The sequence below is a fragment of the Gordonia otitidis genome, assembly GCF_020735545.1.
Taxonomy (GTDB): domain Bacteria; phylum Actinomycetota; class Actinomycetes; order Mycobacteriales; family Mycobacteriaceae; genus Gordonia; species Gordonia otitidis.
Window position 1 is genome coordinate 1,210,937 of sequence record NZ_CP085974.1, and the last position, 21,724, is coordinate 1,232,660.

Consider the following 21,724-nt stretch of genomic DNA (forward strand, 5'->3'; position numbering starts at 1 on the left):
TCGGCGACCACACCCGTGATTGACTGATCCGCATGTCTGTCCGCTCGGCCATGAGGCGCGTCCGTGCGCACGTCCCGTTCGGCATGGGCACGGTCACGGTCGTCTCGGCCGCACTGCTCGTCGCCTGCGTAGGGATAGTCCTGTCCATCGACACACCAACGGTGGCACGGACGTATGAGAATGCCCAGTTGCGTGGCTACGACCGCCAGCCAGAGGTCGCATGGACGGCGTCGAGCGGCACGCTGCCCGGCTACAACCAGCTCGGGGACATCGAGGTCGCCGACACCCACACCGATCAGTGGCTGCTGTCGTATCCGCGCGGTATCGGACGCGCGTATGAGATGGTCGACCGCTACACCGGACGTGCACTCTGGCCGGAGCCCGTGGTCGCGGGATTGGGCTCGTGCGCATTCGACGCCGCGGGGAACGTCGGGTGCGCACTCAAACTCGGCGACCAGCCGGACGGCTTCTACATGGTCGACGATGCGGGCAACCTCCACTCACGGTCGGCACTCGACGACACCGCTCAGGTCGTCGGGGTGGGGTCGAACTTCGTACGCGTCGATCAGGCGGGTTACGAGGTCTCGATGCGGACCGCAACCGGTAAGCGCGTGTGGAGCCGCACGTTCGCGTCCGCGGCGCACGCCACCTACGAGCACCAGATACTCGTCGTCTCCACCGCTGACGGCAGCCGATTCGTCATCGATTCGCGAGGCGCAGACGCACTGAGGTGTCAGGACTGCGACGTGTTGACCTATTCGTCGGGCCTCGCCGTCGTGCAGCGTGGTGACGCACGGCGATCGGTCGAGACCTACGCGGTCGTGGGCGGCACACCCACTCGAGAACCGACGTCGGAGTCGCCGTCGGCGCAGGTTGTCGACGGTCCGTCGACGCTGCCCGTGCTGACCACGGTCGGCGACGCCGCGATGCAGGCGACTCAGGGCTTCTACCAGGTCCGCGATCCTGCGCGCAGCGATGCGCTCTGGCAGATCACCGATCCACGGCTGTCGAAATCCAACACACGACCATGCGGCTCCATGGTGGCCTTCGCGCGAATGGACCGCTCCCGCGTCATCTACCGCCTCGACGACGGCAAGCGCGTAGGAATCCTGCCCGTACCGAGCATCGACGATCCCGACACCAACCTCGACCTGGTGCACTGCGTCGGATCGTCCGGCGACCACCTCGTGTTCGGCAGCAGCGGCCAACTCTCCGCGTTCGACGTCCCCTCGGGAACGGTCTCGTGGACCAGGCCGATCCTGGGGCGCGCAGCCGACGTCGACGGCTTCATCGTGCTCACGGAGGGCACCACGCTGTCGGTGTTGCGACCGAACTGACTCGCTGAGACGGGAGGGTCCGAGGACACTATGTGTCGGACGTCACAGGCGATGAAACATCCCCGTAACGACCAGCGATATCGCAGCGCGAATTCAGCGATCACACAGTTTTCGATAACGCTCAGATAACAGTAAGGACACGCCCACATGTACGGTCTCTTTCGGTACATCCACCGAGGTACGTGTGAGGATCAGTTTTGGGCAAGCATTCGAAGCCGCGGCAGACCATTCTGCCGCACGCGTTCACCAGGTCTCGGGGGCCGCTGATCGGGGCAGCCCTGATACCGATCGTCGGCGCCATGACCGTCGCAGCCGGCGCCAACGCAGACGAGGGCGCTCTCGGAGCCGCTCAGCCGACGCCGACCCACACCCAGGCCGCCGCCAGTCCCAGCACGGCCGATCAGGCGCCTGTGGCCCACACCGCCACCCACGCAGAACCTGTCGTCGCGACCCACGAGGTCACCGCGACGCCCCCGCCACCCCCGCCGCTGCCCGCCAGTGTCACCGACGGCGCGGTCCCGCAGGTGGCATTCGAGGCGTACCGCCACGCCGCGGACGCCATGGCGCACGATCAGCCGCAGTGCGGCATTCCGTGGACGCTCATCGCAGGCATCGGCAAGGTGGAATCGCACCACGCCAACGAGGGTGACGCCACACCCGACGGCATACTGAAGTCGCCGATCTACGGGCCTGTCCTCGACGGCTCGCTCGCGGGCAATCAGGTCATCACCGACACCGACGGTGGACGACTCGACGGCGACTCGACGCACGACCGCGCCGTCGGCCCGATGCAGTTCATTCCCTCGACATGGGAGAAGTACGGTGCAGACGGCAACGGTGACGGCAAGATCGACCCGCAGAACCTCTTCGACGCCGCGCTGACCACCGCCCGCTATCTCTGTGACGGACACCTCGACCTGCGCAACCAGGCATCGGAGGCGACGGCCGTGCTTCGCTACAACAACTCGATGGACTACGTGAACAACGTCCTCGGCTTCGCACGCAGCTACTGACCGACCGTTCGCCCCGCCGAGTGATCCGCGCTCGAGCCCACACCTCGTTGATCGAGCTTGTCGAGATCACTCCCCGCTCAGGAACGCCTGCAGCGCGGCGGAGTACATCGGCACATCGGCTGCTCCCATGAGTTCGCGTGCGCTGTGCATGGCGAGTTGCGGCGCACCGACGTCGATCGTCAGCAACCCTGTGCGCGTCGCCGTGATCGGCCCGATCGTCGAGCCGCACGGCAGATCGGCACGGTGGATGTAGCGCTGCATCGGTACACCGGCGGTGTCGCAGGCAAGCGCAAAGATCGCCTCCCCCGCCGCGTCCGACGCGTACCGCAGATTCTGGTTCACCTTGAGCACGGGGCCGCCGTTGACCGCGATGCGGTGCGACGGCTCGTGCCGCTCGGGATAGTTCGGATGTGTCGCGTGGGCCATGTCGCCGGACACGCACACGCTCGAGGCCATCGCCCTCAGATAGTCGGCGCGAGAACCACCCTGCGACAGCACGATCCGTTCCAGCGTCGTCGCCAGGAAGTCCGACGCGGCTCCGCGTTCCGAACCACTGCCGACCTCTTCGTGGTCGAACAGTGCGAGCACACGCGTGTGGATCGACGGCTCACCGTCGAGCAGTGCGTGCAGACCCGCGTAGCACGTGCCCTGATTGTCGAGCCTTGGCGCACTGAGTAACTCGTCGTCGACGCCGATCACCCGCGACGGCGAGACATCGTGTGTCATCAGGTCCCAGCCCAATACGGCATCCGGGTCGACGCCCGCGTATTCCGCCACCCAGTCGACGATGGGTTCGCTCGTCTCGACCCCCCAGATCGCGTCGAGGTGTCGCTGCGGATTCAGCGTCACGCCCTTACGGTCCTCGGAGAGGTGAATCGCCAACTGCGGCACACGGAGAATCGGTTCGGTGACGTTCACCAGAACGCTGCTGACGCTGCGCCCGGAGCGGTACGCCAGACGCCCGGACACTCCGAGATCCCGATCCAGCCACGAGTTGAGCCAGGCTCCCCCGTACGGTTCGAGCGCAACTGTCGCGAGTCCGACCGACTCACGGTCGGGGTTCTGCTTGAGCCTGAGATTGGGGCTGTCGGTGTGGCCGCCGACGATCCGGAAGGCGTCGCCGTCGCCGCGGTCCCACGCGATGATCGATCCACCGCGAATGACGTAGAAGCGACGACCGGCGTCGTCGGACAGGCCCTCGAATGCCATGTCCTCCTGAGACGACCAGTCCTGATCCTCGAAAAGGCGTTGGAACCCCGCCAATTCGAGCTCAGCGGCCACGGTGGCACAGACATGGAACGGCGACGGTGAGGCGTCGATGAACTCAGCCTGCTCCTCGGCTGTGGCAGACGTTGCCAGCGACGGGGTCGGCATCGGCCTCAGACGTTGGCGAGCACGGCGTCGATCGCGGAGTAGAACAGTCCGAGCCCGTCGTCACTGGGTCCGGTCAGCGCTTCTGTCGCATGCTCGGGGTGTGGCATGAGTCCGACGACGCGCCCGTTCGGGCTGCAGATACCCGCGATGTCGAGCACCGAGCCGTTGGGGTTTCCTCCCGCATAGGTGAAGACGATGAGGCCCTCGCCCTCGAGTTCTTCGAGTTTGCGTTCCGGCGCGACGTAGCGGCCTTCTCCGGACTTCAACGGAATGAGGATCTCTGCGCCGGCGTCGAACCGCGACGTCCATGCTGTCGCGTTGTTCTCGACCTTCAGCCACTGGTCCTGGCAGATGAAGTGCAGCCCCTCGTTGCGGGTGAGGGCGCCCGGCAGCAGGCCCGCCTCACACAGGATCTGAAATCCGTTGCAGATCCCCAGAACCGGCATGCCCCGCTCAGCGGCCTCGATCACCGATCCCATCACCGGCGCGAACCTGGCGATGGCACCGGCGCGCAGGTAGTCCCCGTAGGAGAAGCCGCCTGGCACGATCACTGCGTCGACGCCCTTGAGGTCTGCGTCGCCGTGCCAGAGTTCGACGGCCTCCGCGCCCGCGATACGCACCGCGCGCGACGCGTCGACGTCGTCGAGTGTGCCGGGAAAGGTGATGACACCGATACGTGCAGTCATGTGGTCCTACTCGACTCGATCTCGGGCCGTCAGTCGGCGATACGGGAGATGTTGAAGTTCTCGATCACCGTGTTGGTGAGCAGTTCTTCGGCGATCCGTCCGAGGGCGACGTCGTCGACCGAGTCGTCGACCTCGAGCTCGAACCGCTTGCCCTGCCGCACCTCCGAGACGCCGTCGAAGCCGAGCCGACCGAGGGCTCCGACGATGGCCTGTCCCTGCGGATCAAGGATTTCGGCCTTGGGCATCACGTCGACCACCACTCGTGCCATCGGCTAGCGCTCCTCTTCTCATGGGATCCGCGCGTCACGCTCACACAGCGGATTTCCGACGGCTCTCACCTTACCGTTCAACCTGCAACCTGCCGCGACAGGTTGCAGGTTGCCCTTCAGAGGACGGCTTCGATGGCCTCGATGACGACCGGATCCGTCGGCTCGGTTCGCGGTCGGATGCGCGCCGTCACGGTGCCGCCGGAGTCGACCACGAACTTCTCGAAGTTCCACTGCACGTCGCCCGCTTCTCCGTCGGCGTCGGTCGCCTTGGTGAGCTCGGCGTAGAGCGGATGCCGATCCTCGCCGTTGACATCGGTCTTCTCCAGCAGCGGGAAGGTCACACCGTAAGTCGTCGAACAGAAGGTCGCGATCTCCTCGGCGGTGCCCGGTTCCTGTCCCATGAATTGGTTACACGGCACCCCGACGACGGTGAGGCCGCGGTCGGCATACTTCTCGGCGACCTCCTCGAGGCCCGCGTACTGGGGCGTGAGTCCGCACTTGCTGGCGACGTTCACGACGAGCAGCGGCCCGGAGAAGTCGGTCAGGCTCAACGGCGACCCGTCGAGCGCGTTCACAGGGATGTCCTTGATGCTGGTTTCCGCCATGGTGTCGACCCTAGTCACCCCGGCAGACACTGGACCTCAGTGTCGCGAATCACACACCTGTCCGCAGATGTTGCATCTCACAGACAGTTGCATTGGCGAGAAGGTTGCATGGTCGTTAGCATTTCCCAGTGTCCGCACCCTCCCCTGTCCAGAACGACGCAGCCTACGATGCGCTCGGTTGCTTCCTGGAACGTCTCTCGTGTCTCGGTACCGCAGAGGCGATGGACACCCTCGCGGCGTCGGAGCTGACGTTCACGCAGTTCCGAGCGCTGTTCGTCGTATCGATGCACGATGCCCCCATACCGGTGCACGAAATCGCTCATCGAGTAGACCTGTCGATCGCGACAGCGGGCCGGACCGTCGACCGCCTCGTCCAGGCGGGCCTCGTCGACCGCCGTGAGGATCCCGGTGACCGTCGGGTCAAACTCATCACGATGACCGACTCCGGCCATGTGGCGGTCGAAAAACAGTTGGACATCAAGCGCGACCTCATCGGACGATTCATCGACGGGTTGCCCGATGAATTCCGGGCCGCGTTGACGTCTGCACTACGAGACATCGTCGACGCCGACGTCGACTACTTCGATCTCGACCGCAGGAACCTCGACCGCAGAAGCACTGCTGCGCCACCGTTGACCTCCGAGATGTCCTCCGGGGCGTCCATCACCGAATCGTCCACCACCGAACCGAAAGCGAAAGCATCCTCATGACGAGTTCACCCGCCGGGGCGCCAACGCACGCCCCGGACACCAAGCTCGATCGCCACGTGCTGGTCATCGCCGGCGTGGTCGTGCTCGGCGCGATCATGTCGATCCTCGACGTCACCGTGGTGTCGGTCGCGCAGAACACCTTCCAGAACGAGTTCAACACCGACGCCGCAGGTGCCGCGTGGACCATGACCGGCTACACGCTCGCGCTGGCCGCGGTGATCCCGTTGTCGAGTTGGGCCGCAGCACGTTTCGGCACCAAGAACGTCTACATGATGTCGCTGATCCTGTTCACCATCGGATCTGCACTCTGTGCGCTGGCGTGGAACATCGGTTCACTCGTGGCGTTCCGCGTCGTCCAGGGCCTCGGCGGTGGTCTGCTCATGCCGATCGGCATGATGATCCTGACCAAGGCTGCCGGACCTGAGCGTGTCGGTTCCGTGATGGCCGTTCTCGGTATCCCGATGCTGCTCGGCCCCATCGCGGGCCCGATTCTCGGAGGCCTGCTCATCGAGAAGGCCAGCTGGCACTGGGTGTTCCTCATCAACGTGCCGATCGGTGTTGTCGCGCTTGTCTATTCGTGGTTCGCGCTGGGCAACGACGACGAGAAGTCGAAGCCGAAGATCGACATCGTGGGCCTGTTGCTGTTGTCCCCTGGCCTCGCGTTGTTCCTCTACGGCATCTCGTCGAGTACCGAGGCGGGCACGTTCATCGACACCAAGGTCCTGACCACGTCGATCATCGGGCTGATCCTGATCATCGGATTCGTCTGGCACGCACTGCACACGAACCACCCACTGCTCGACCTGCGTCTGTTCAAGAACAAGACACTCGCCATCGCCGTCATCACGATGACGTTCTTCATGATCGCCTTCTTCGGTGCGGCGCTGCTGTACCCGCAGTACTTCATCGGTATCCGCGGTGAAAGCACCCTCGCGGCAGGCTTGCTGTTGGCCCCGCAGGGTATCGGCGCGATGATCACCATGCCGGTGGCCGGCAAGATGACCGACAAGATCGGACCCGGCAAGTTCGTGCTCGTCGGCATCGTCCTGATGGCCGTCGGCATGGGCACGTTCATGTTCCTCGGCGCCGACACCCCGTACTGGCTGCTGTGTGGCGCACTGTTCGTCCAGGGTCTCGGCATGGGCATGACCATGATGCCGATCATGTCGGCCGCGCTGGCGACCTTGAGCAACAAGCAGGTTCCCGACGGTTCGACGCTGATGAACGTCGTCCAGCAGACGGCCTCGTCGATCGGTACCGCGGTGATCTCGGTGATCCTGGCGACCAACCTCAAGGCGCACGCGGAATCGCAACTGGCGATCGCGTCGAATGCCGCGCCCGAGAAGTACGACCTCCTGGTCAAGGCCGGGCAGGCGCCACAGGACCCGCCGGGCCAGTGGTTCAGTTGGGCCGCCGAGGCGTTCGGGGCCACATTCATCGTGGCGGTCGCACTGATCGCGGTGACGATCATCCCGGCGTTCTTCCTGCCGCGGAGGAAGATCGCCTCGCCGCTCGTCGAAGAGGACGTCGATCGCGCACCGATCGTCATGCACTGATCGGAGCCCCACCGATACAGGTTGCCCCTGGCTGCGATATCCGCGGCCAGGGGCAACCTTTCGTTCTGCGACCGCTAGTCGGTCAGCGCACCGGTCTGCTGCAGGATCCACGCCAGCTCGAAAGCGACTTCCTCCCACTGCTTGTAGCGCCCGCTGACGCCACCGTGGCCCGCCGACATCTCCGTCTTGAGCAGGATGGGGGCGTCGGAGGTGCTCAATGCCTGAAGTTTGGCAACCCATTTCGCCGCTTCGGTGTACATCACGCGGGTGTCGTTGAGCGACGTCTCCGCCAGGATCGACGGGTACGGCTGCGCGGTCACGTTCTCGTAGGGTGAGTACGACTTCATGTACTCGTAGACCTCGGGATCGTGCAGCGGATCGCCCCACTCGTCCCACTCGATCACCGTCAGCGGCAACGACGGATCGAGGATCGAGTTCAGCGCGTCGACGAACGGCACCGACGCCAGGATGCCGTTGAACAGCTCGGGCGCGAGATTCGCCACCGCACCCATCAACAGACCGCCGGCCGAGCCCCCCTCTGCCACCATCTGTTGCGGAGTCGTCCAGCCCTTCTCGACCAGATACCGCGCCGAGTCGACGAAGTCGGTGAAGGTGTTCTTCTTGGTGAGCGTCTTGCCGTTCTCGTACCAGTGGCGCCCCATCTCGCCGCCGCCGCGCACGTGCGCGAGCACGAAGACGACGCCGCGGTCGAGCATCGACAACCGCGACACCGAGAAACCCGGATCGAAACTCGCCTCGTACGAGCCGTATCCGTAGATCAACAGTGGCGCAGGTGTGGGCCGACCGTCGTCGGCGACTCCGACGCCCTTGCGCCGCACGACCGACAGCGGAATCCGCGTTCCGTCTGTTGCCGTGGCCCACTCGCGGGACTGCTCGTACTCGTCGGGGTCGTATCCGCCGAGCACGGGCTGACGCTTGAGCAGGGTGCGTTCACCGGTCTCGACGTCGAGCTCGAACAACTCGGCGGGCTCGATGAAGCTGCCGTAACCGAAGCGCAGGCGCGGCGTCGTCCACTCGCGGTTGCCCGCGAGCCCGAGTGAGAACAGCTCCTGTGCGACAGCGACTTCGATGAAGTCTTCTGCCACCGGCACTCCGTCGATCCGACGCAGGTCTGCGATCGAGACCCGCGGAAGCGCATCGGCACGGTAGGACAGCACGAGGTAGTCGCGGAAGGCGTCGATGTCCTCGATGCGTACACCGCGGCGATGGCCGATGAACTCGGTTCGGGCAGAGGGATCGTCGACGGGGGCGATGTCGATCGCGAAGTCCTCCGCCTTCTCCCCGTCGCGAATGTCGTTGTGCACGATCAGGAAGTAATCGCGGCCGGAGATCTCGGCGTGCTCCACCGAGTATTCGACACCCTCGACGCGCGGGGCGACACTGCGGAATTCGCCCGTAGGGTCGTCGGCGGCAAGCACGAAGCACTCGGAGGTGATCTTCGAGCCGGTCACGATCATCAGGTACTTGTCGCTGCGCGTGGAGCCCATGCCGACCCAGTAGCGCTCGTCGGGCTCGTGGAAGACCTTGACGTCGTCGGTTCCGGCGCCGATGTCGTGGCGCCACACCGTATCCGGGCGCCACGCGGCGTCGACCGTCTGGTAGAACACGTGCTTGGCGTCGAGTGACCACGACGCCCCTCCCGCCGTGTCGGTGATGACATCGGGAAGCAGGTCGCCGGTCTCGAGGTTCTTGAAGCGCAACGTATACCGCTCGTCTCCGACGACGTCGGTGCTGAACGCGAGCCACTTGCCGTCGTGGCTGACAGCGAGCGCTCCGAGGCTGAAGAACTCGTGTCCCTGTGCCTCGACGTTGGCGTCGAGCAGGATCTCCTCACCCGGCAGCGGAGCGTCGTCGGAGACCTCCGGCGGCGTCCAGTCGTCGACATCGCCGATGGGGCAACGACATTGGATGCCGTACTGCTTGCCTTCCTGCGTCCGGCCGTAGTACCAGTAGCCGCCACGTCGACTCGGCACCGACATGTCTGTTTCCTTGGTGCGCGACTTGATCTCCCTGAAGATCGTGGCCCGCAGGTCCGCGAGTTGCGCGGTGTGCGCCTCGGTGTAGGCGTTCTCGGCTTCGAGGAAGGCGATCACCTCGGCGTCGTCCTTGTCGCGCAACCACTCGTACTCGTCGACGAAGGTGTCGCCGTGGTGGACACGTTCGGTGCGTACCTTCTTGGCGGCGGGCGCGGTGAGCGCGGCAGCGTTGCCGGGGGTGGTGTCGGTCACGAGTCTCCTATGCGTGGTCGGGCCAGTCTGCGAACGACTTCTTCGAAATCAGTTCGTAGGCTTCGATGTACCGTGCGCGCGTGCGTTCGACGACGTCGGCGGGCAGGCTCGGGGGCGGGTCGTCCGACGATCGATCCCACCCCGAGGCGGCCGACGTCAACCAGTTCCGGACGATCTGTTTGTCGAAACTCGGCTGCACGTGTCCCGGCGTGTACGAGGCGGCATCCCAGTACCGGGACGAGTCGGGGGTCAGCACCTCGTCGGCGAGAACCAGCGAACCGTCGGGCGCCTGACCGAACTCGAACTTGGTGTCGGCCAGAATGATTCCGCGGCTGGCGGCGAGGTCGGCGCCCCTGCCGTAGATGTCGAGAGTCGCGGTGCGCAGCGAATCGGCGAGGTCGGCACCGACGAGCTCTGCGGCCTGCTCGACGGTGATGTTCTCGTCGTGATCACCCTGCTCGGCCTTGGTCGCAGGCGTGAATATCGGCTCCGGCAGCTTGTCGGCCTCGTGCAGACCCGACGGCAACACCACCCCGCATACCGCGCCGGTCTTGTTGTAGTCGAGGAGTCCCGACCCCGTCAGATATCCGCGTGCCACACATTCGACCGGCACCATCGGCAGCTTGTGCACCACCATCGACCGGCCGACGAGTTCGGCCGGGATGCGCTCGTCGTCGGGGCCACCGGCGAGATGGTTGGGCACGCCGAGCGCGTCGAACCAGAAGAAGCTCATCGCGGTCAGGATGCGCCCCTTGTCGGGAATCTCCGGCGACAACACGAAGTCGTACGCCGAGATACGGTCGCTGGCGACCATGAGCAGGGTTTCGGAGTCGATCTGATAGATCTCGCGCACCTTGCCCGAGGTCACAAAGGTGTACGAATCGAGAGCTGGACGCATACCTCGACCTTAGATGCTCCGGTGTGGCGACGACGCATGTGGGAGCGTAGAGGGATGGCCTCTCCCGCGATCACCATCACGTACTGCACGCAATGCAACTGGCTGCTCCGTGCGAGCTGGATGGCCTCGGAAGTGCTCAGCACCTTCGGCACCGACATCGGCTCGGTCACCCTGGTACCGGGAACCGGTGGGGTCTTCCGGATCGACGTCGACGGAACGCAGCTCTGGGAACGGAAGGCCGACGGCGGGTTCCCCGATGCAGCGGAACTCAAGCGACGTCTGCGCGATACCGCACTGCCCGACTGGCAGCTCGGGCATTCTGAGAAGAAGTGAGCGGTTTCAACCAGCAGGGCGTGAACTACAGGATCGGTGCGGGTACGTAGTTGGCGGCCTCGGGGTTGTCGGCGATCAGCTTCTCCGCAGCGGCGATGACGTCGGCGACCTGGCGACCCGCGGCACCGACGAACACCTCCTTGTCCTCGAGGAGCGCGTCGAGTTGGGCGCGATCGAGAGGGATGCGGTCGTCGGCTGCGAGGCGATCGAGCAGGTCGGGTTCGCGACCCTGCTCACGCATCGCGAGCGCGACGGCGACAGCGTTCTCCTTGATCGCCTCGTGCGCGGTCTCGCGACCGACCCCCGCGCGCACCGACGCCATCAACACCTTGGTGGTGGCCAGGAACGGCAGGTACCGGTCGAGTTCGTTCTCGATGACGGCCGGGTACGCACCGAACTCGGCGAGCACGGTCAGGAAGGTCTCCAGCATGCCGTCGATCGCGAAGAACGCGTCGGGCAGCGCGACACGTCGGACGACCGAGCAGAACACGTCACCCTCGTTCCACTGGGCACCCGCGAGCTCTGCGGCCATCGAGCCGTAGCCGCGCAGCACCACCTGCAGACCGTTGACCCGCTCGCAGCTGCGGGTGTTCATCTTGTGCGGCATCGCCGACGACCCGACCTGTCCCGGCTGGAATCCTTCGGTGACCAGTTCGTGGCCCGCCATCAGCCGGATCGTGTGCGCGAGCGACGACGGTCCGGCACCCACCTGGACCAGCGCCGACACCACGTCGTGATCGAGTGAACGCGGATAGATCTGTCCCACCGACGTCAACGACCGCGCGAATCCGAGGTGCCCGGCAACGCGGGTCTCGAGTTCGGCGAGCTTCGACGCGTCGCCGCCGAGCAGGTCGAGCATGTCCTGACTCGTCCCCATCGGCCCCTTGATGCCGCGCAGTGGATAGCGGTCGATGAGTTCGTCGACGCGCTGCAGGGCGATCATCAGCTCGTCGGCGGCCGAAGCGAACCGCTTGCCGAGCGTGGTGGCCTGCGCAGCGACGTTGTGGCTGCGTCCGGCCATGACGGTCGAGCTGTACTGCGCTGCGTGCTCGACGAGACGGGCCAGCACCGCGATCCCGTGCGCGTACACGTGGCGCAGCGACTGCAGGATCTGCAACTGCTCGACGTTCTCCGTGAGGTCGCGGCTCGTCATGCCCTTGTGGATCTGCTCGTGGCCGGCGAGCGTGTTGAACTCCTCGATGCGTGCCTTCACGTCGTGGCGGGTCACGCGCTCGCGCTCGGCGATGGACCCGAGGTCGATCTGGTCGATCACGGCCTCGTAGTCGGCGACCGCGCAATCTGGAACATCGATTCCCAGGTCCTGCTGCGCCTTCAGCACTGCCAGCCACAGGCGGCGTTCGAGTGCGATCTTGTTGGTCGCCGACCAGATCTCGGCGAGGTCGGCAGATGCATATCGGCTGGCCAGAACATTGGTGATGGCAGGTTTCGACACGTCAACAGTCTAATCGTGCGTGCGAGTGCCGCCTCCTACGGGCGCCGGGGTCTCACGATCGGCTCAGAGCGCGATGCACATCCCGCCGGATCCGTAGCCCTGGTGCACCCGCGCCAGCGTCAGCGTCGAACGGGCACCGTTCTGTTTCGTGTAGAGATACCTGTCGCCGGTCCGCCGCGGAATCCAACGCACCGTGGCCTGGCCGCCCGATGGCTCTGCACTCCCGATGAGCTGCGGCGTGTAGCCCTTCCGTCCCTCCCAGAACGTCACCGTTCCGCGGGAGTTCACGAGTCCCGTCAGCCAATAGGTGCACCCTGTCCCGTACACGACCGAGGAGAACGGCACCCCGGGGTCGGGGGCCTGCACCGGTTCGGCCGACGCCGAGCCCTGCGCCGACAACGCACCGACGAACACACCCACAGCGACCACGACGGTCACCGCGAGCCGCTCCAGCGAGCTGCATCGCGCAACGTCGATACTCCGGTCCTTCACCGATCTCCGCACGTCAGTTCCTCCCCACGGTGTCCCCACCAGCCATCCCATCGCATCATCTGAGCTCATCCAGCCGCGGGGCCAAGACGTCGACAACCTCCACGAGCGCATCGCACGTGGCGTCGACCGGCGACGATCCGCGTCCGAGCGCACCCAGAACCGCTCCGTCCTCGATCGCGATCAGGTTCTCGACGTGGCTCGCGCGCGCCGCACGCCCGGATTTCTCGAGGACCTGCAGGTGCACGCCTGCGAGAGTCGCGTGTCGCGCGGCGACGACGTCGTAGAGCCGCGGATATCTCGGCGTGAGGGCGATCATCTCGTACCGGGCGGCCAGTTCGTCGTTCGGCGTGGCCGACCCGACGAAGACGTCGGCGAGGGTCTCCGCCGTCGCGTGGCCGCCGCGCCGACGCCGGGCGACGGCGTCACCGCGGTCGATGACGGCCTGTTCGTCGGCCCGCGAGACGAACGCCGCCGCCTCGGCCATGAGGTCTTCGAGCGATCCGAAATAGTAGGTCGTCGACGCCAGCGGCAGCTGAGCGCGATCGGCGACCGCCCGGTGACGCACGGCGTCGAAGCCGCCTTCCAGCAACAACTCTCCGGCGGCCGCGATCAGGCGCGACCGTCGGCGTTCTCCCTTGGGAGTCGTCGCCGCCGTCATGGTCCCCATGCTGCCAAGCGACCGGCGATACGTGGTTGGCTTTCGCGAATCTCGGCCTCACGATCGCCATATACCCCCGGGGGTATGATGAGAGAAGACGAACGGCGCAGGTCCCGTCATCATCACGGCGATTCGGACACGGAGCGAGGAGAGTGACTTCATGGTCGGAGACGACGAGGCCATCACGGTGGTACTCAACAGACTGCGCCGCGCGCACGGACAACTCGCAGGAGTGATCTCCATGATCGAGCAGGGGCGCGACTGCAAGGACGTGGTGACGCAGCTCGCCGCCGTGTCGCGGGCACTCGATCGCGCAGGATTCAAGATCGTCGCCACCGGTCTGCGCGAATGCCTCACCGGCGACGAAGCGACAACCGAACCGATGACCGAGGAACAGCTCGAGAAGCTGTTCCTCGCTCTGGCCTGACACAGAGTCAGACCGCCACCCGAGAAAGGACTGCGCATGCAACTCGGCTACTCCACCACTGTGACCACCGACTTCGACGACGCGGTGGAACGCACCCGCGCCGCATTGGCCGATGAGGGCTTCGGCGTGCTCACCGAGATCGACGTCACGGCGACGCTCAAGAAGAAGATCGACGCCGACATCGAGCCGTATCTCATTCTCGGCGCCTGTAATCCCGGGCTGGCCCACCGCGCACTCGGCGTCGAACGCCAGATCGGCCTGCTGCTGCCGTGCAACGTGGTGGTCCGCGCGAACCCCGATGTCGACGGTGAGGTGATCGTCGAGGCCATGAACCCCGACATCATGGTTCAGGTCGCCGACGCTCCTGGGCTGCCCGAGGTCGCAGCAGAGGCGTCCACGAAACTGAAGGCGGCGATCGCCGCCATCTAGATCGCGCCAACTATCCTGTGAACTCGATGAGCACCGACCGCCCACCCCTCGCTTCCGAGTTCCCGTCCTCGCCCCGCACCACGCCGGACCGGGTCTCCCGGCGTGCCGTGCTCTCGTCGGTGCTGGGACTCGCGGCGGTCGGCGCCGTGTCGGCATGTTCGCGGTCGGACGCGGTGACCGTCGATCAGCGACGCGCAGCGCCGCGCTCGGCCGACGACGAACTGCCGAGCGAGACCTCGCCCGCACCCATCGCCGAGGGACCCGAGGTCGTCACCGGTAGCTTCGTCTCCGCCAAGATGGGCGGCCGCCCGACGCGCTGGGCACTCGCCCGACCAACCGGCGTGAGCGGGACGCTTCCGGTGGTCGTCGTGCTCCACGCACTGAACACCAACGAGCAGTCGATCTTCACCAGCAAGCTGAGTATCCAGAACGTGCTCCAGGAGTACGTCGACGCCGGCAACCCGCCGTTCGCGATCGCCGCCGCCGACGGCGCCCGCAACTACTGGCACGCACGAGCAGACGGAACAGACGGCGGCGCAATGGTTCTGGACGAGTTCATCCCCATGCTGGCCGGCAACTCCGACCTCGATGTGTCGACCGAACGCATCGGCCTCTTCGGCTGGTCGATGGGCGGCTACGGGGCGCTCCGTCTCGGCGCGATGCTCGGTTCCCCGCGGGTTGCCGCAATCGCGGTCAGTTCACCGGCGCTGTGGGCCGACCCGAGCAACTACCCGGCCCGCGCGTTCGACAGCTTCGAGGATTACCAGCAGAATTCGCTGTTCGGACAGCAGCGGGCATTCGACAAGATCCCACTGCTGATCAACATCGGTTCGAGCGACCAGTTCTACACCTACACGCGCCAGTGGGCCGCGGGGCTCCATCCGCCTGCAGCATTCGGCACCGCAGCGGGTGGCCACACCAACCGGTACTGGCGCAGCGTGCTTCCCGACCAGGTGGCGTTCCTCGGTCGAGAACTGGCCCGGTGAATTCAGCCGGGGTCAGATACTGATCTCGCCGTCGAGCGCGGCCCTGCCGATGTCGGTCCGGTGGTGCGCACCGGGCAACTTGATGGCCTCGATCCGCTCGTAGGCCTGCGCGCGCGCCTCGGCGAGGTCGGCTCCAACGCCGAGCACCCCGAGCACACGTCCACCGGATGACACGACCTGCCCTGCGGCGTCGAGGGCCGTCCCGGCGTGCAGCACACCTTCCCCGCCAGCGCCGATGATGGCGTCTCCGGTGCGCGGTTTTCCCGGGTAGTTCTCCGCCGCGATCACCACCACGACCGCAGCACCGTCTTCCCACTCCAGCGGCGGGAGGTCGGCGAGGGTCCCGGTTGCCGTCGCGTTGAGCGCCTGCCCCAGCGGGGACTTCAGCAACGCGAGCACCGCCTGCGTCTCGGGATCGCCGAAGCGACAGTTGAATTCGACGACAGCCGGTCCGTCTGCGCCGATGGCGAGCCCGGCGTAGAGCAGGCCGGAGAACGGGGTGTCCCGTCTCACCAGTTCCGCGGCAACGGGTTTCACCACATCGTCGACGATCTGCTGCGTGACGTCGTCGGGCAACCACGGCAGCGGCGTATACGCGCCCATACCGCCCGTGTTGGGGCCCGCGTCGTTGTCGCCGACACGCTTGTGGTCCTGCGCCGGGATCAGCGGCACGACGGTGTCGCCGTCGACGAGACAGAACAGTGAGACCTCCGGTCCGTCGAGAAAACTCTCGAGCAGTACGGGATGTCCGATCTCCAGGCATTCGGCGGCGTGGCTGCGCGCAGCGGCGCGATCAGTGGTGACCACGACACCCTTACCCGCTGCGAGACCGTCGTCCTTGACCACCCAGGTGGGTCCGAAACGATCGAGAGCGGCGTCGAGTTTCGCTGGGTTGTCGACGACCTCGCTGTGCGCGGTCCGTACCCCGGCAGCGGCCATGACGTCCTTGGCGAAGGCCTTCGAGCCCTCGATCTGCGCCGCCCGGGCCCCGGGACCGAAAGTCGCGAAACCGGCCTCCCGCAAGGCATCGGCCACACCGAGGACGAGGGGAACCTCGGGGCCGATGACCACGAGCTCAGCCGCGACCTCGCGCGCGAGTGCCACCACCGCGTCGGCCGACGCGACGTCCACGGCATGGTTGGTGGCGAGCGCAGCGGTGCCCGCGTTACCGGGGGCGACGTGCAGATCGGAGACCGACGGATCGCGGGACAAGCCGAGGAGAAGGGCGTGTTCACGGCCGCCCGAGCCGATGACTAGTACGCGCACGCCCACGACTCTAGTGGGTGGACACCGCGGCGAGCAGCACAGGTTGCGCAGGTTCTAGACCGCGGCGTCGACCCCCATCGCCAGCAACACTCGCGCGCGCCGGGGCACGCGGAACACCTCGTCGACGATCAAGACGAACACCGGTGCCAAGGTGACCACCACGATGGCGGCGGTCAGCGACACCCCGGCAAAAGCCATCCACACCCCGGCGACGAGTAGGACTGCGGTTCCCACCGCACACAACACTGACGTCGGATCGAACTTGACGAGATAGTCGTACATGCCGATCACGGACAGACAGTAGATTCCCAGCGGCACCGCGACGCAGGCGACGACGGCCCCGGCGCTGATGGTCGCCTCGTGTTCGGTCCACAGGGCAGCAACCTCGAGTCCTGCCCCGGTCGCCGCCGCCGCCATGAAGATGACCGTGTGTCCGTACCCCCACTCGAAGCACTTGGCCTTGTTGGTGTGCAGGGCGTCGCCGACGGGAACCGTGAAGTAGATCCACCACATGGCGAAGGTCATGACCATGGCAGAGAGACCGAAGACCGCCGACGACGTCGTCCAGCCCTCTTCCTCGACGACGGCTTGCAGTACGGCAACGGTCCCGACCACCCCCTCGCCGAGGGTGACTATCGTCAGCAGCGAGTACCGCTCGGCGATGTGGTGCGGGTGCCACGGCGTCGGTTCATCTTGTTCTCGGCGATCCACGGACCGAGCATCTCGACGAATGCACACACCAGGATCGCGACGATGGTGGGCCACAACGCGAGATCGACAATCGCAACGATCACCCACATGACCTGGGCGATGAAGATCATCAGCGCATAGGTCAGACACGTCCTGCGATACCTCGTGCTCTGCGAGGCCGCTCGCAGCCACTGCGTCAGCAACCCCAGTCGCATCACCACGTATCCGGTCACCAGGACCCGGATGTCGACGTGCTCGTTGTGGTCGATCGACGAGAACACCGGCGCGACGCCCAAGGCGAGGATCGCCACGCCGACCATCTGCACCAACACCATGACGCGGAAGAACCAGTCATCGGTATCGAAGGCCGACGAGAACCAGCTGAAGTTGATCCACGCCCAGATCGCCGCGAAGGTACACAGCACATATCCGAAGACGGCTGTACGCCAATGCCCTTCAGCCAGGTAGTGGGCGACCTGAGTCCCGGCGACCGAGAAGACCACCACGAAGACGAGGTCGAAGAACAATTCCAGGTTGGTCGCTGCGCGTCGCTCCTCGTGAGGGTCGCGGCCCGTCATCCGGCTCAGCCGATGTCCGATCGTCACTGCCACGTTGATGAACCTTAATGTCACCAGGCGGCAACGGCAGTTCGCACAACGGACACTGGAATGATTCCAATCTGCGCTTGTCGATCGGGCCCCGCTACTCCTGCCTGCCGTTAGTTATGTGCCGTCAGGTCGTACACGGTCACACCATCGACCGTCTTCGCGGTGAAGTTCTGCTCCACCCACTGTGTGATCTGACTCGACGGCCTGGTGCTGTCGGAGCGTCCGCCCGGGAAACCGCCACCACCGATGAAGTAGTGGATTTTCCTCTGCTTCACCAGATTCTGGAACTGCGCGAGCGTCGGCGACGGATCGGTGCCGTTGAATCCGCCGATCGGCATCACCGAATACCCGGATTCGAGTTGGTAGCCCGAGGCCGTGTTCGACCCGACCGCCGCAGCCACCCAGGTGAAGTCCCCGGCATCGGCTTTCAGCAGCGCCAGCATCTGCGCGCTGGGCTTCGATCCGTTGAGCAGCCCGCCGCCGGGGCCTCCCATCCCGCCCCGCGCGCCTGCAAATCGGGAACCCGTACCGTTCTGGGATTGCCCGGGCTGCCACGTCTGCCCCTGCTGGCCCTGTCCGGGTTGCTGGCCCACCTGACCCGGTTGCCCGGGTTGTTGGCCCGCCTGACCGGGCTGCCCGGGTTGCTGGCCCGCCTGACCGAGCTGGCCGGGACCGCCCGCCATGGGCGACATGCCGCGTGTCCCCCCGAAGCCCGCGCGACCCATGCGGATTCCCCCACCCGGGCCGAAGCCACCGTCGACGCGAGGTCCCGCGCTGATGATCGATCCCTGCTTGGCCGTCGTGATCGTGTCGACGGTGTAGGCGAACGGACCGGCCATCGCCGCGATCACCGACATCGTGATGGCGAGCGCACCGAGATACGCGCGGTGCGCGAACAGCATGGCCGCCCGCCCACGATCCCGAGGAACAACACCACATAGCGCAGCCACGGCACGAAGTCCGACGACCTCGCGAGCAGCGCGAACCCCCAGATCGCGGCGATCCATACCGCCGCGGCCAGGACGCAACGCACCCAGACGTGGTCTCGCGCACGCCAGGCGACTGCAGCACCGCCGGCGAGTACCGCTGCCACCGCCGGAGCGAGCGCCGCCGTGTAGTAGCTGTGGAAGATGCCCGCCATGAAGCTGAAGACACCCATCGTGACCAGCAGCCACAGTCCCCACACCACTATGTATGCACGACGGGTGTCCGTGCGCCTTGCGCGACCGATGATGAAGAGTGCGGCGATACCGAGCAGCAGCGCGGACGGGATGAGCCATGCGATCTGACCGCCCTGCTCCGATTGGAACATACGCAGCAGACCGGGTTGTCCCCACATGCCGCCGCGCCCGCCCGGACCGCCGGGGCCACCGCCGCCTGCGATGTCGGCGCCCATCCCGCCGGGCCCGAAGGCGGCGCCACCGTAGGAGCCACGCCCCATTCCCGGTCCGACACTCCCGGTCTCGTTACCGCTCAGGCGCCCGAAGCCGTTGTAACCCAGCGTCAGTTCCATCACCGAGTTGTGCTGGGAGCCACCGATCCAGGGTCGGGACGAGACCGGCCAGAGTGCGACGGCCAGCAGCCACCATCCCGCGCTGACGATCATCGCGCCGAGCGCGGCGAAGCAGTATGCGAGGCGTCGGCCCCAACCGCCGGGTCCGAACGCGAAGTAGGTGATGGCGAGGCCCGGCACGATCAGCATCACCTGCAGCTGCTTGGTGAGGAAGCCGAAGCCGACGAACACTCCGACGAGGATCATCCACCGAAGCCGTCCTGTCTCAACAGCTTTGAGGCAGGCCCAGACCGCGGCGATCATCAACAGGATGAGCAGCGCCTCCGGGTTGTTGAACCGGAACATCATCGCCGCGACGGGCGTCAGCGCCAGCGTCGCGCCCGCGAGGATGCCCGCCCAGTGCCCGAAGTACTTACGGGTCATCCAATACAGCAGCGCCACCGCCGCCACGCCCATCAGCGCGTTGGGCACCAGGATCGCCCACGAGTTCAGCCCGAAGACCCGCACCGACAGTGCCGGAATCCAGAGCGACGCGGGCGGTTTGTCGACGGTGATCGAGTTCGCCATGTCCGACGACCCGAAGAACCACGCCTTCCACGATTGCGAGCCGGCCTGGATGGCGGCGGAGTAGAACGAGTTGGCCCAGCCGTTGGCCGAGAGGTTCCACAGGTTGATGATCGTCGTCGCGATCAACAGCGCGCCCAGCGACAGTCGCTGCCAGAGGCGGGCGCGGACCGGCGTCGCAGCATGGTCGTCGACGCGGGCGTGGCCCCGGGAATCCGGGGCCGTCACCGATGCGGTTGTGGTGCTTGTCATCGTCTCGCTTCTCGCTCAGAGGTGCTCAGGTCTTGCGGTGGTTGGCGCTTGCGGTGACCGTTCATGTGCGGGGACATCACTCCGCTGCCTCGGCCGTGCGTCTCAGGTGCGCGCGGAACACCCAGCGCAGACCGACGAACCTGGTCGCGGTGGCTACGAGGTTCGCGACGATCAGCACGAGCAGTTCGACGTGCTTGGAGGCGCCGGGGGCGAACGAGTGCAGGCCCGCCAACGCACCCGCGGTGACCACCCAGCCGAAGAGGAAGACGCCGAAACCGAAGAGTTGGTGTTTGAGCGCGTCCTCGCGACCCTGCACCCCGAAGCTGAACTTTCGGTTGGCCGCGGTGTTGAGGACCGCGGTCACCGCCAGGGCGACGAAATTGGACACCTGCGAGCCGAGGATCGAATGCAGCAGCAGGTAGAGCACGGCGTAGGCGGCCGTCGACGCCGCGCCGACGACGCAGAATCGAACGAGTTGGCCGACCATGCCGTGGGGCACGCCCGCGATATCGGGACCGGCGGTCCGTGCGCGACCGACCGTCGACCTCATTTCCGCGATCGGCAGGCGGCCGCGCGCGAGCGCGTAGCCCACACGTGCGCACCCCTTGAGGTCGTCGACGGCTGTGGAGACGATGTCGACGGTGCTGTTCGGGTCGTCGACCCAGTCGACCGGGACCTCGGCGATGCGCAGGCCGATCCGCTCACCGAGCACGAGTAACTCTGTGTCGAAGAACCATCCGGTGTCCTCGACGTACGGCAGGACCTGACGCGCTAGATCGGTGCGCATGGCCTTGAACCCGCACTGGGCGTCGGAGAACTTCGCGCGCATCGTCGTGCGGAGGATGAGATTGTATGAGCGCGAGATGAATTCGCGCTTCGGTCCGCGCACGACGCGCGATCCGCGGGAGAGTCGCGAACCGATCGCGATGTCGGAGTGGCCCGATTCGAGCGGCGCGATGAGCGGCATCAGTGCGTTGAGATCGGTGGAGAGATCGACGTCGCAGTAGGCGACGATCCGCGCATCGCTACGCATCCACACCGCCTTGAGTGCCCGCCCGCGACCCTTCTGGTCGAGATGCGCGACGCGGATGCCACCGAGTTCACCGGCGAGTTCGGCCGCGATCGTGACTGTGTTGTCGGTGCTGGCGTTATCCGCGACGGTGATGCGTGCCGTGAACGGGACGTGGGCGCGGAGGTGGTCGTGCAATCGGCGGAGGCAGTCGGCGATGTCGGCCTCTTCGTTGTAGACCGGAACGACGATGTCGAGTACCGGAGCATCGGGCGAGGTGTCGGCGACGATCGTCACGGGTGCAGCGGCCTGCGGGAGGGCTTCTGTCGTCATGACTAACAGATTCG

The 21,724-nt window shown here is 66.0% G+C and carries 19 protein-coding genes and 2 pseudogenes; 8 read left to right on the top strand and 13 right to left on the bottom strand.

Annotated elements, in window-relative coordinates:
* Positions 1–32 precede the first annotated feature (32 nt).
* Complete coding sequence (locus tag LK459_RS05460) at positions 33–1,337, top strand: hypothetical protein (RefSeq protein WP_227922210.1); 1,305 nt, start codon at positions 33–35, stop codon at positions 1,335–1,337.
* Between the two features lie 197 nt (positions 1,338–1,534).
* Positions 1,535–2,350, top strand: coding sequence for a lytic transglycosylase domain-containing protein (locus LK459_RS05465; protein ID WP_227922211.1), 816 nt, complete (start codon positions 1,535–1,537; stop codon positions 2,348–2,350).
* 66 nt (positions 2,351–2,416) lie between these two features.
* Here the strand turns inward: LK459_RS05465 and LK459_RS05470 are convergent, their stop codons facing one another.
* The 4 genes from LK459_RS05470 to LK459_RS05485 form a co-directional block, all read right to left on the bottom strand.
* On the bottom strand, positions 2,417–3,724 hold the full coding sequence (locus LK459_RS05470; protein ID WP_227922212.1) for a M18 family aminopeptidase: 1,308 nt from the start codon (positions 3,722–3,724) through the stop codon (positions 2,417–2,419).
* A gap of 5 nt (positions 3,725–3,729) precedes the next feature.
* The gene (purQ, locus tag LK459_RS05475) at positions 3,730–4,410 is read right to left on the bottom strand and encodes a phosphoribosylformylglycinamidine synthase subunit PurQ (protein ID WP_227922213.1); all 681 of its coding nucleotides are present in this window, start codon (positions 4,408–4,410) and stop codon (positions 3,730–3,732) included.
* A 29-nt stretch (positions 4,411–4,439) separates the two neighbouring features.
* Positions 4,440–4,679: a phosphoribosylformylglycinamidine synthase subunit PurS gene (gene purS / locus LK459_RS05480; RefSeq protein ID WP_007240141.1), complete on the bottom strand. Its 240-nt coding sequence runs from the start codon at positions 4,677–4,679 to the stop codon at positions 4,440–4,442.
* A gap of 116 nt (positions 4,680–4,795) precedes the next feature.
* Positions 4,796–5,284, bottom strand: coding sequence for a glutathione peroxidase (locus tag LK459_RS05485; protein ID WP_227922214.1), 489 nt, complete (start codon positions 5,282–5,284; stop codon positions 4,796–4,798).
* Between the two features lie 128 nt (positions 5,285–5,412).
* Between LK459_RS05485 and LK459_RS05490 the strand changes: the two genes are divergently transcribed.
* Entirely contained in the window at positions 5,413–5,994 is a 582-nt protein-coding gene (locus LK459_RS05490) for a MarR family winged helix-turn-helix transcriptional regulator (protein ID WP_227922215.1), read from the top strand.
* On the top strand, positions 5,991–7,550 hold the full coding sequence (locus tag LK459_RS05495) for a DHA2 family efflux MFS transporter permease subunit (protein ID WP_227922217.1): 1,560 nt from the start codon (positions 5,991–5,993) through the stop codon (positions 7,548–7,550). Before LK459_RS05490 ends, LK459_RS05495 begins: the two co-directional genes overlap by 4 nt.
* Before the next feature lie 74 nt (positions 7,551–7,624).
* Here LK459_RS05495 and LK459_RS05500 read toward each other — a convergent pair whose 3' ends face one another.
* Positions 7,625–9,799, bottom strand: coding sequence for a S9 family peptidase (locus LK459_RS05500; RefSeq protein ID WP_227922221.1), 2,175 nt, complete (start codon positions 9,797–9,799; stop codon positions 7,625–7,627).
* Between the two features lie 7 nt (positions 9,800–9,806).
* Positions 9,807–10,697: a phosphoribosylaminoimidazolesuccinocarboxamide synthase gene (locus tag LK459_RS05505; RefSeq protein ID WP_227922222.1), complete on the bottom strand. Its 891-nt coding sequence runs from the start codon at positions 10,695–10,697 to the stop codon at positions 9,807–9,809.
* Positions 10,698–10,751: 54 nt separating this feature from the next.
* Here LK459_RS05505 and LK459_RS05510 point away from each other — a divergent pair, with 54 nt between their 5' ends.
* Positions 10,752–11,030, top strand: a complete 279-nt coding sequence (locus LK459_RS05510; protein WP_007236893.1) for a SelT/SelW/SelH family protein — start codon at positions 10,752–10,754, stop codon at positions 11,028–11,030.
* 25 nt (positions 11,031–11,055) lie between these two features.
* Here the strand turns inward: LK459_RS05510 and purB are convergent, their stop codons facing one another.
* The 3 genes from purB to LK459_RS05525 all read right to left on the bottom strand — a co-directional run bounded on the left by purB (position 11,056) and on the right by LK459_RS05525 (position 13,642).
* Positions 11,056–12,483, bottom strand: coding sequence for an adenylosuccinate lyase (gene purB, locus LK459_RS05515; protein ID WP_227922224.1), 1,428 nt, complete (start codon positions 12,481–12,483; stop codon positions 11,056–11,058).
* Positions 12,484–12,546: 63 nt separating this feature from the next.
* On the bottom strand, positions 12,547–12,936 hold the full coding sequence (locus LK459_RS05520; protein ID WP_007236891.1) for a hypothetical protein: 390 nt from the start codon (positions 12,934–12,936) through the stop codon (positions 12,547–12,549).
* 94 nt (positions 12,937–13,030) lie between these two features.
* A complete protein-coding gene (locus tag LK459_RS05525; protein WP_227922232.1) occupies positions 13,031–13,642 on the bottom strand; it encodes a TetR/AcrR family transcriptional regulator in 612 nt (203 codons plus the stop codon).
* Between the two features lie 151 nt (positions 13,643–13,793).
* On the opposite strand from LK459_RS05525, the gene LK459_RS05530 reads away from it, so the two are divergent.
* From LK459_RS05530 to LK459_RS05540, 3 genes are read left to right on the top strand one after another with little or no spacing between them, the layout of a single operon-like run.
* Positions 13,794–14,060: a metal-sensitive transcriptional regulator gene (locus LK459_RS05530; RefSeq protein ID WP_005207431.1), complete on the top strand. Its 267-nt coding sequence runs from the start codon at positions 13,794–13,796 to the stop codon at positions 14,058–14,060.
* Positions 14,061–14,096: 36 nt separating this feature from the next.
* Entirely contained in the window at positions 14,097–14,489 is a 393-nt protein-coding gene (locus LK459_RS05535) for a DUF302 domain-containing protein (protein ID WP_227922236.1), read from the top strand.
* A gap of 26 nt (positions 14,490–14,515) precedes the next feature.
* On the top strand, positions 14,516–15,475 hold the full coding sequence (locus tag LK459_RS05540; RefSeq protein ID WP_227922238.1) for an alpha/beta hydrolase: 960 nt from the start codon (positions 14,516–14,518) through the stop codon (positions 15,473–15,475).
* 12 nt (positions 15,476–15,487) lie between these two features.
* Here LK459_RS05540 and purD read toward each other — a convergent pair whose 3' ends face one another.
* The 4 genes and pseudogenes from purD to LK459_RS05560 all read right to left on the bottom strand — a co-directional run bounded on the left by purD (position 15,488) and on the right by LK459_RS05560 (position 21,710).
* Positions 15,488–16,741 carry a phosphoribosylamine--glycine ligase gene (purD, locus tag LK459_RS05545; RefSeq protein WP_227922239.1) on the bottom strand — a complete coding sequence of 418 codons (1,254 nt, stop codon included), beginning with the start codon at positions 16,739–16,741 and terminating at the stop codon, positions 15,488–15,490.
* A gap of 54 nt (positions 16,742–16,795) precedes the next feature.
* Positions 16,796–18,009, bottom strand: a pseudogene (locus tag LK459_RS05550) (low temperature requirement protein A).
* A 140-nt stretch (positions 18,010–18,149) separates the two neighbouring features.
* Positions 18,150–20,368 (bottom strand): annotated as a pseudogene (locus LK459_RS05555) (ArnT family glycosyltransferase).
* Between the two features lie 76 nt (positions 20,369–20,444).
* Positions 20,445–21,710 carry a bifunctional glycosyltransferase family 2/GtrA family protein gene (locus LK459_RS05560; RefSeq protein WP_007236884.1) on the bottom strand — a complete coding sequence of 422 codons (1,266 nt, stop codon included), beginning with the start codon at positions 21,708–21,710 and terminating at the stop codon, positions 20,445–20,447.
* Between the last annotated feature and the right edge of the window lie 14 nt (positions 21,711–21,724).

Excerpts from the sequence above, each read along its gene's own strand:
- LK459_RS05560 (WP_007236884.1), bottom strand. The coding sequence starts at position 21,710 with ATGACGACAGAAGCCCTCCCGCAGGCCGCTGCACCCGTGACGATCGTC.
- LK459_RS05535 (WP_227922236.1), top strand. The coding sequence starts at position 14,097 with ATGCAACTCGGCTACTCCACCACTGTGACCACCGACTTCGACGACGCG.
- LK459_RS05525 (WP_227922232.1), bottom strand. The coding sequence starts at position 13,642 with ATGGGGACCATGACGGCGGCGACGACTCCCAAGGGAGAACGCCGACGG.
- LK459_RS05470 (WP_227922212.1), bottom strand. The coding sequence starts at position 3,724 with ATGCCGACCCCGTCGCTGGCAACGTCTGCCACAGCCGAGGAGCAGGCT.
- LK459_RS05460 (WP_227922210.1), top strand. The coding sequence starts at position 33 with ATGTCTGTCCGCTCGGCCATGAGGCGCGTCCGTGCGCACGTCCCGTTC.
- LK459_RS05530 (WP_005207431.1), top strand. The coding sequence starts at position 13,794 with ATGGTCGGAGACGACGAGGCCATCACGGTGGTACTCAACAGACTGCGC.
- LK459_RS05540 (WP_227922238.1), top strand. The coding sequence starts at position 14,516 with ATGAGCACCGACCGCCCACCCCTCGCTTCCGAGTTCCCGTCCTCGCCC.
- LK459_RS05510 (WP_007236893.1), top strand. The coding sequence starts at position 10,752 with ATGGCCTCTCCCGCGATCACCATCACGTACTGCACGCAATGCAACTGG.
- LK459_RS05485 (WP_227922214.1), bottom strand. The coding sequence starts at position 5,284 with ATGGCGGAAACCAGCATCAAGGACATCCCTGTGAACGCGCTCGACGGG.
- purS (WP_007240141.1), bottom strand. The coding sequence starts at position 4,679 with ATGGCACGAGTGGTGGTCGACGTGATGCCCAAGGCCGAAATCCTTGAT.
- LK459_RS05505 (WP_227922222.1), bottom strand. The coding sequence starts at position 10,697 with ATGCGTCCAGCTCTCGATTCGTACACCTTTGTGACCTCGGGCAAGGTG.
- purQ (WP_227922213.1), bottom strand. The coding sequence starts at position 4,410 with ATGACTGCACGTATCGGTGTCATCACCTTTCCCGGCACACTCGACGAC.
- LK459_RS05495 (WP_227922217.1), top strand. The coding sequence starts at position 5,991 with ATGACGAGTTCACCCGCCGGGGCGCCAACGCACGCCCCGGACACCAAG.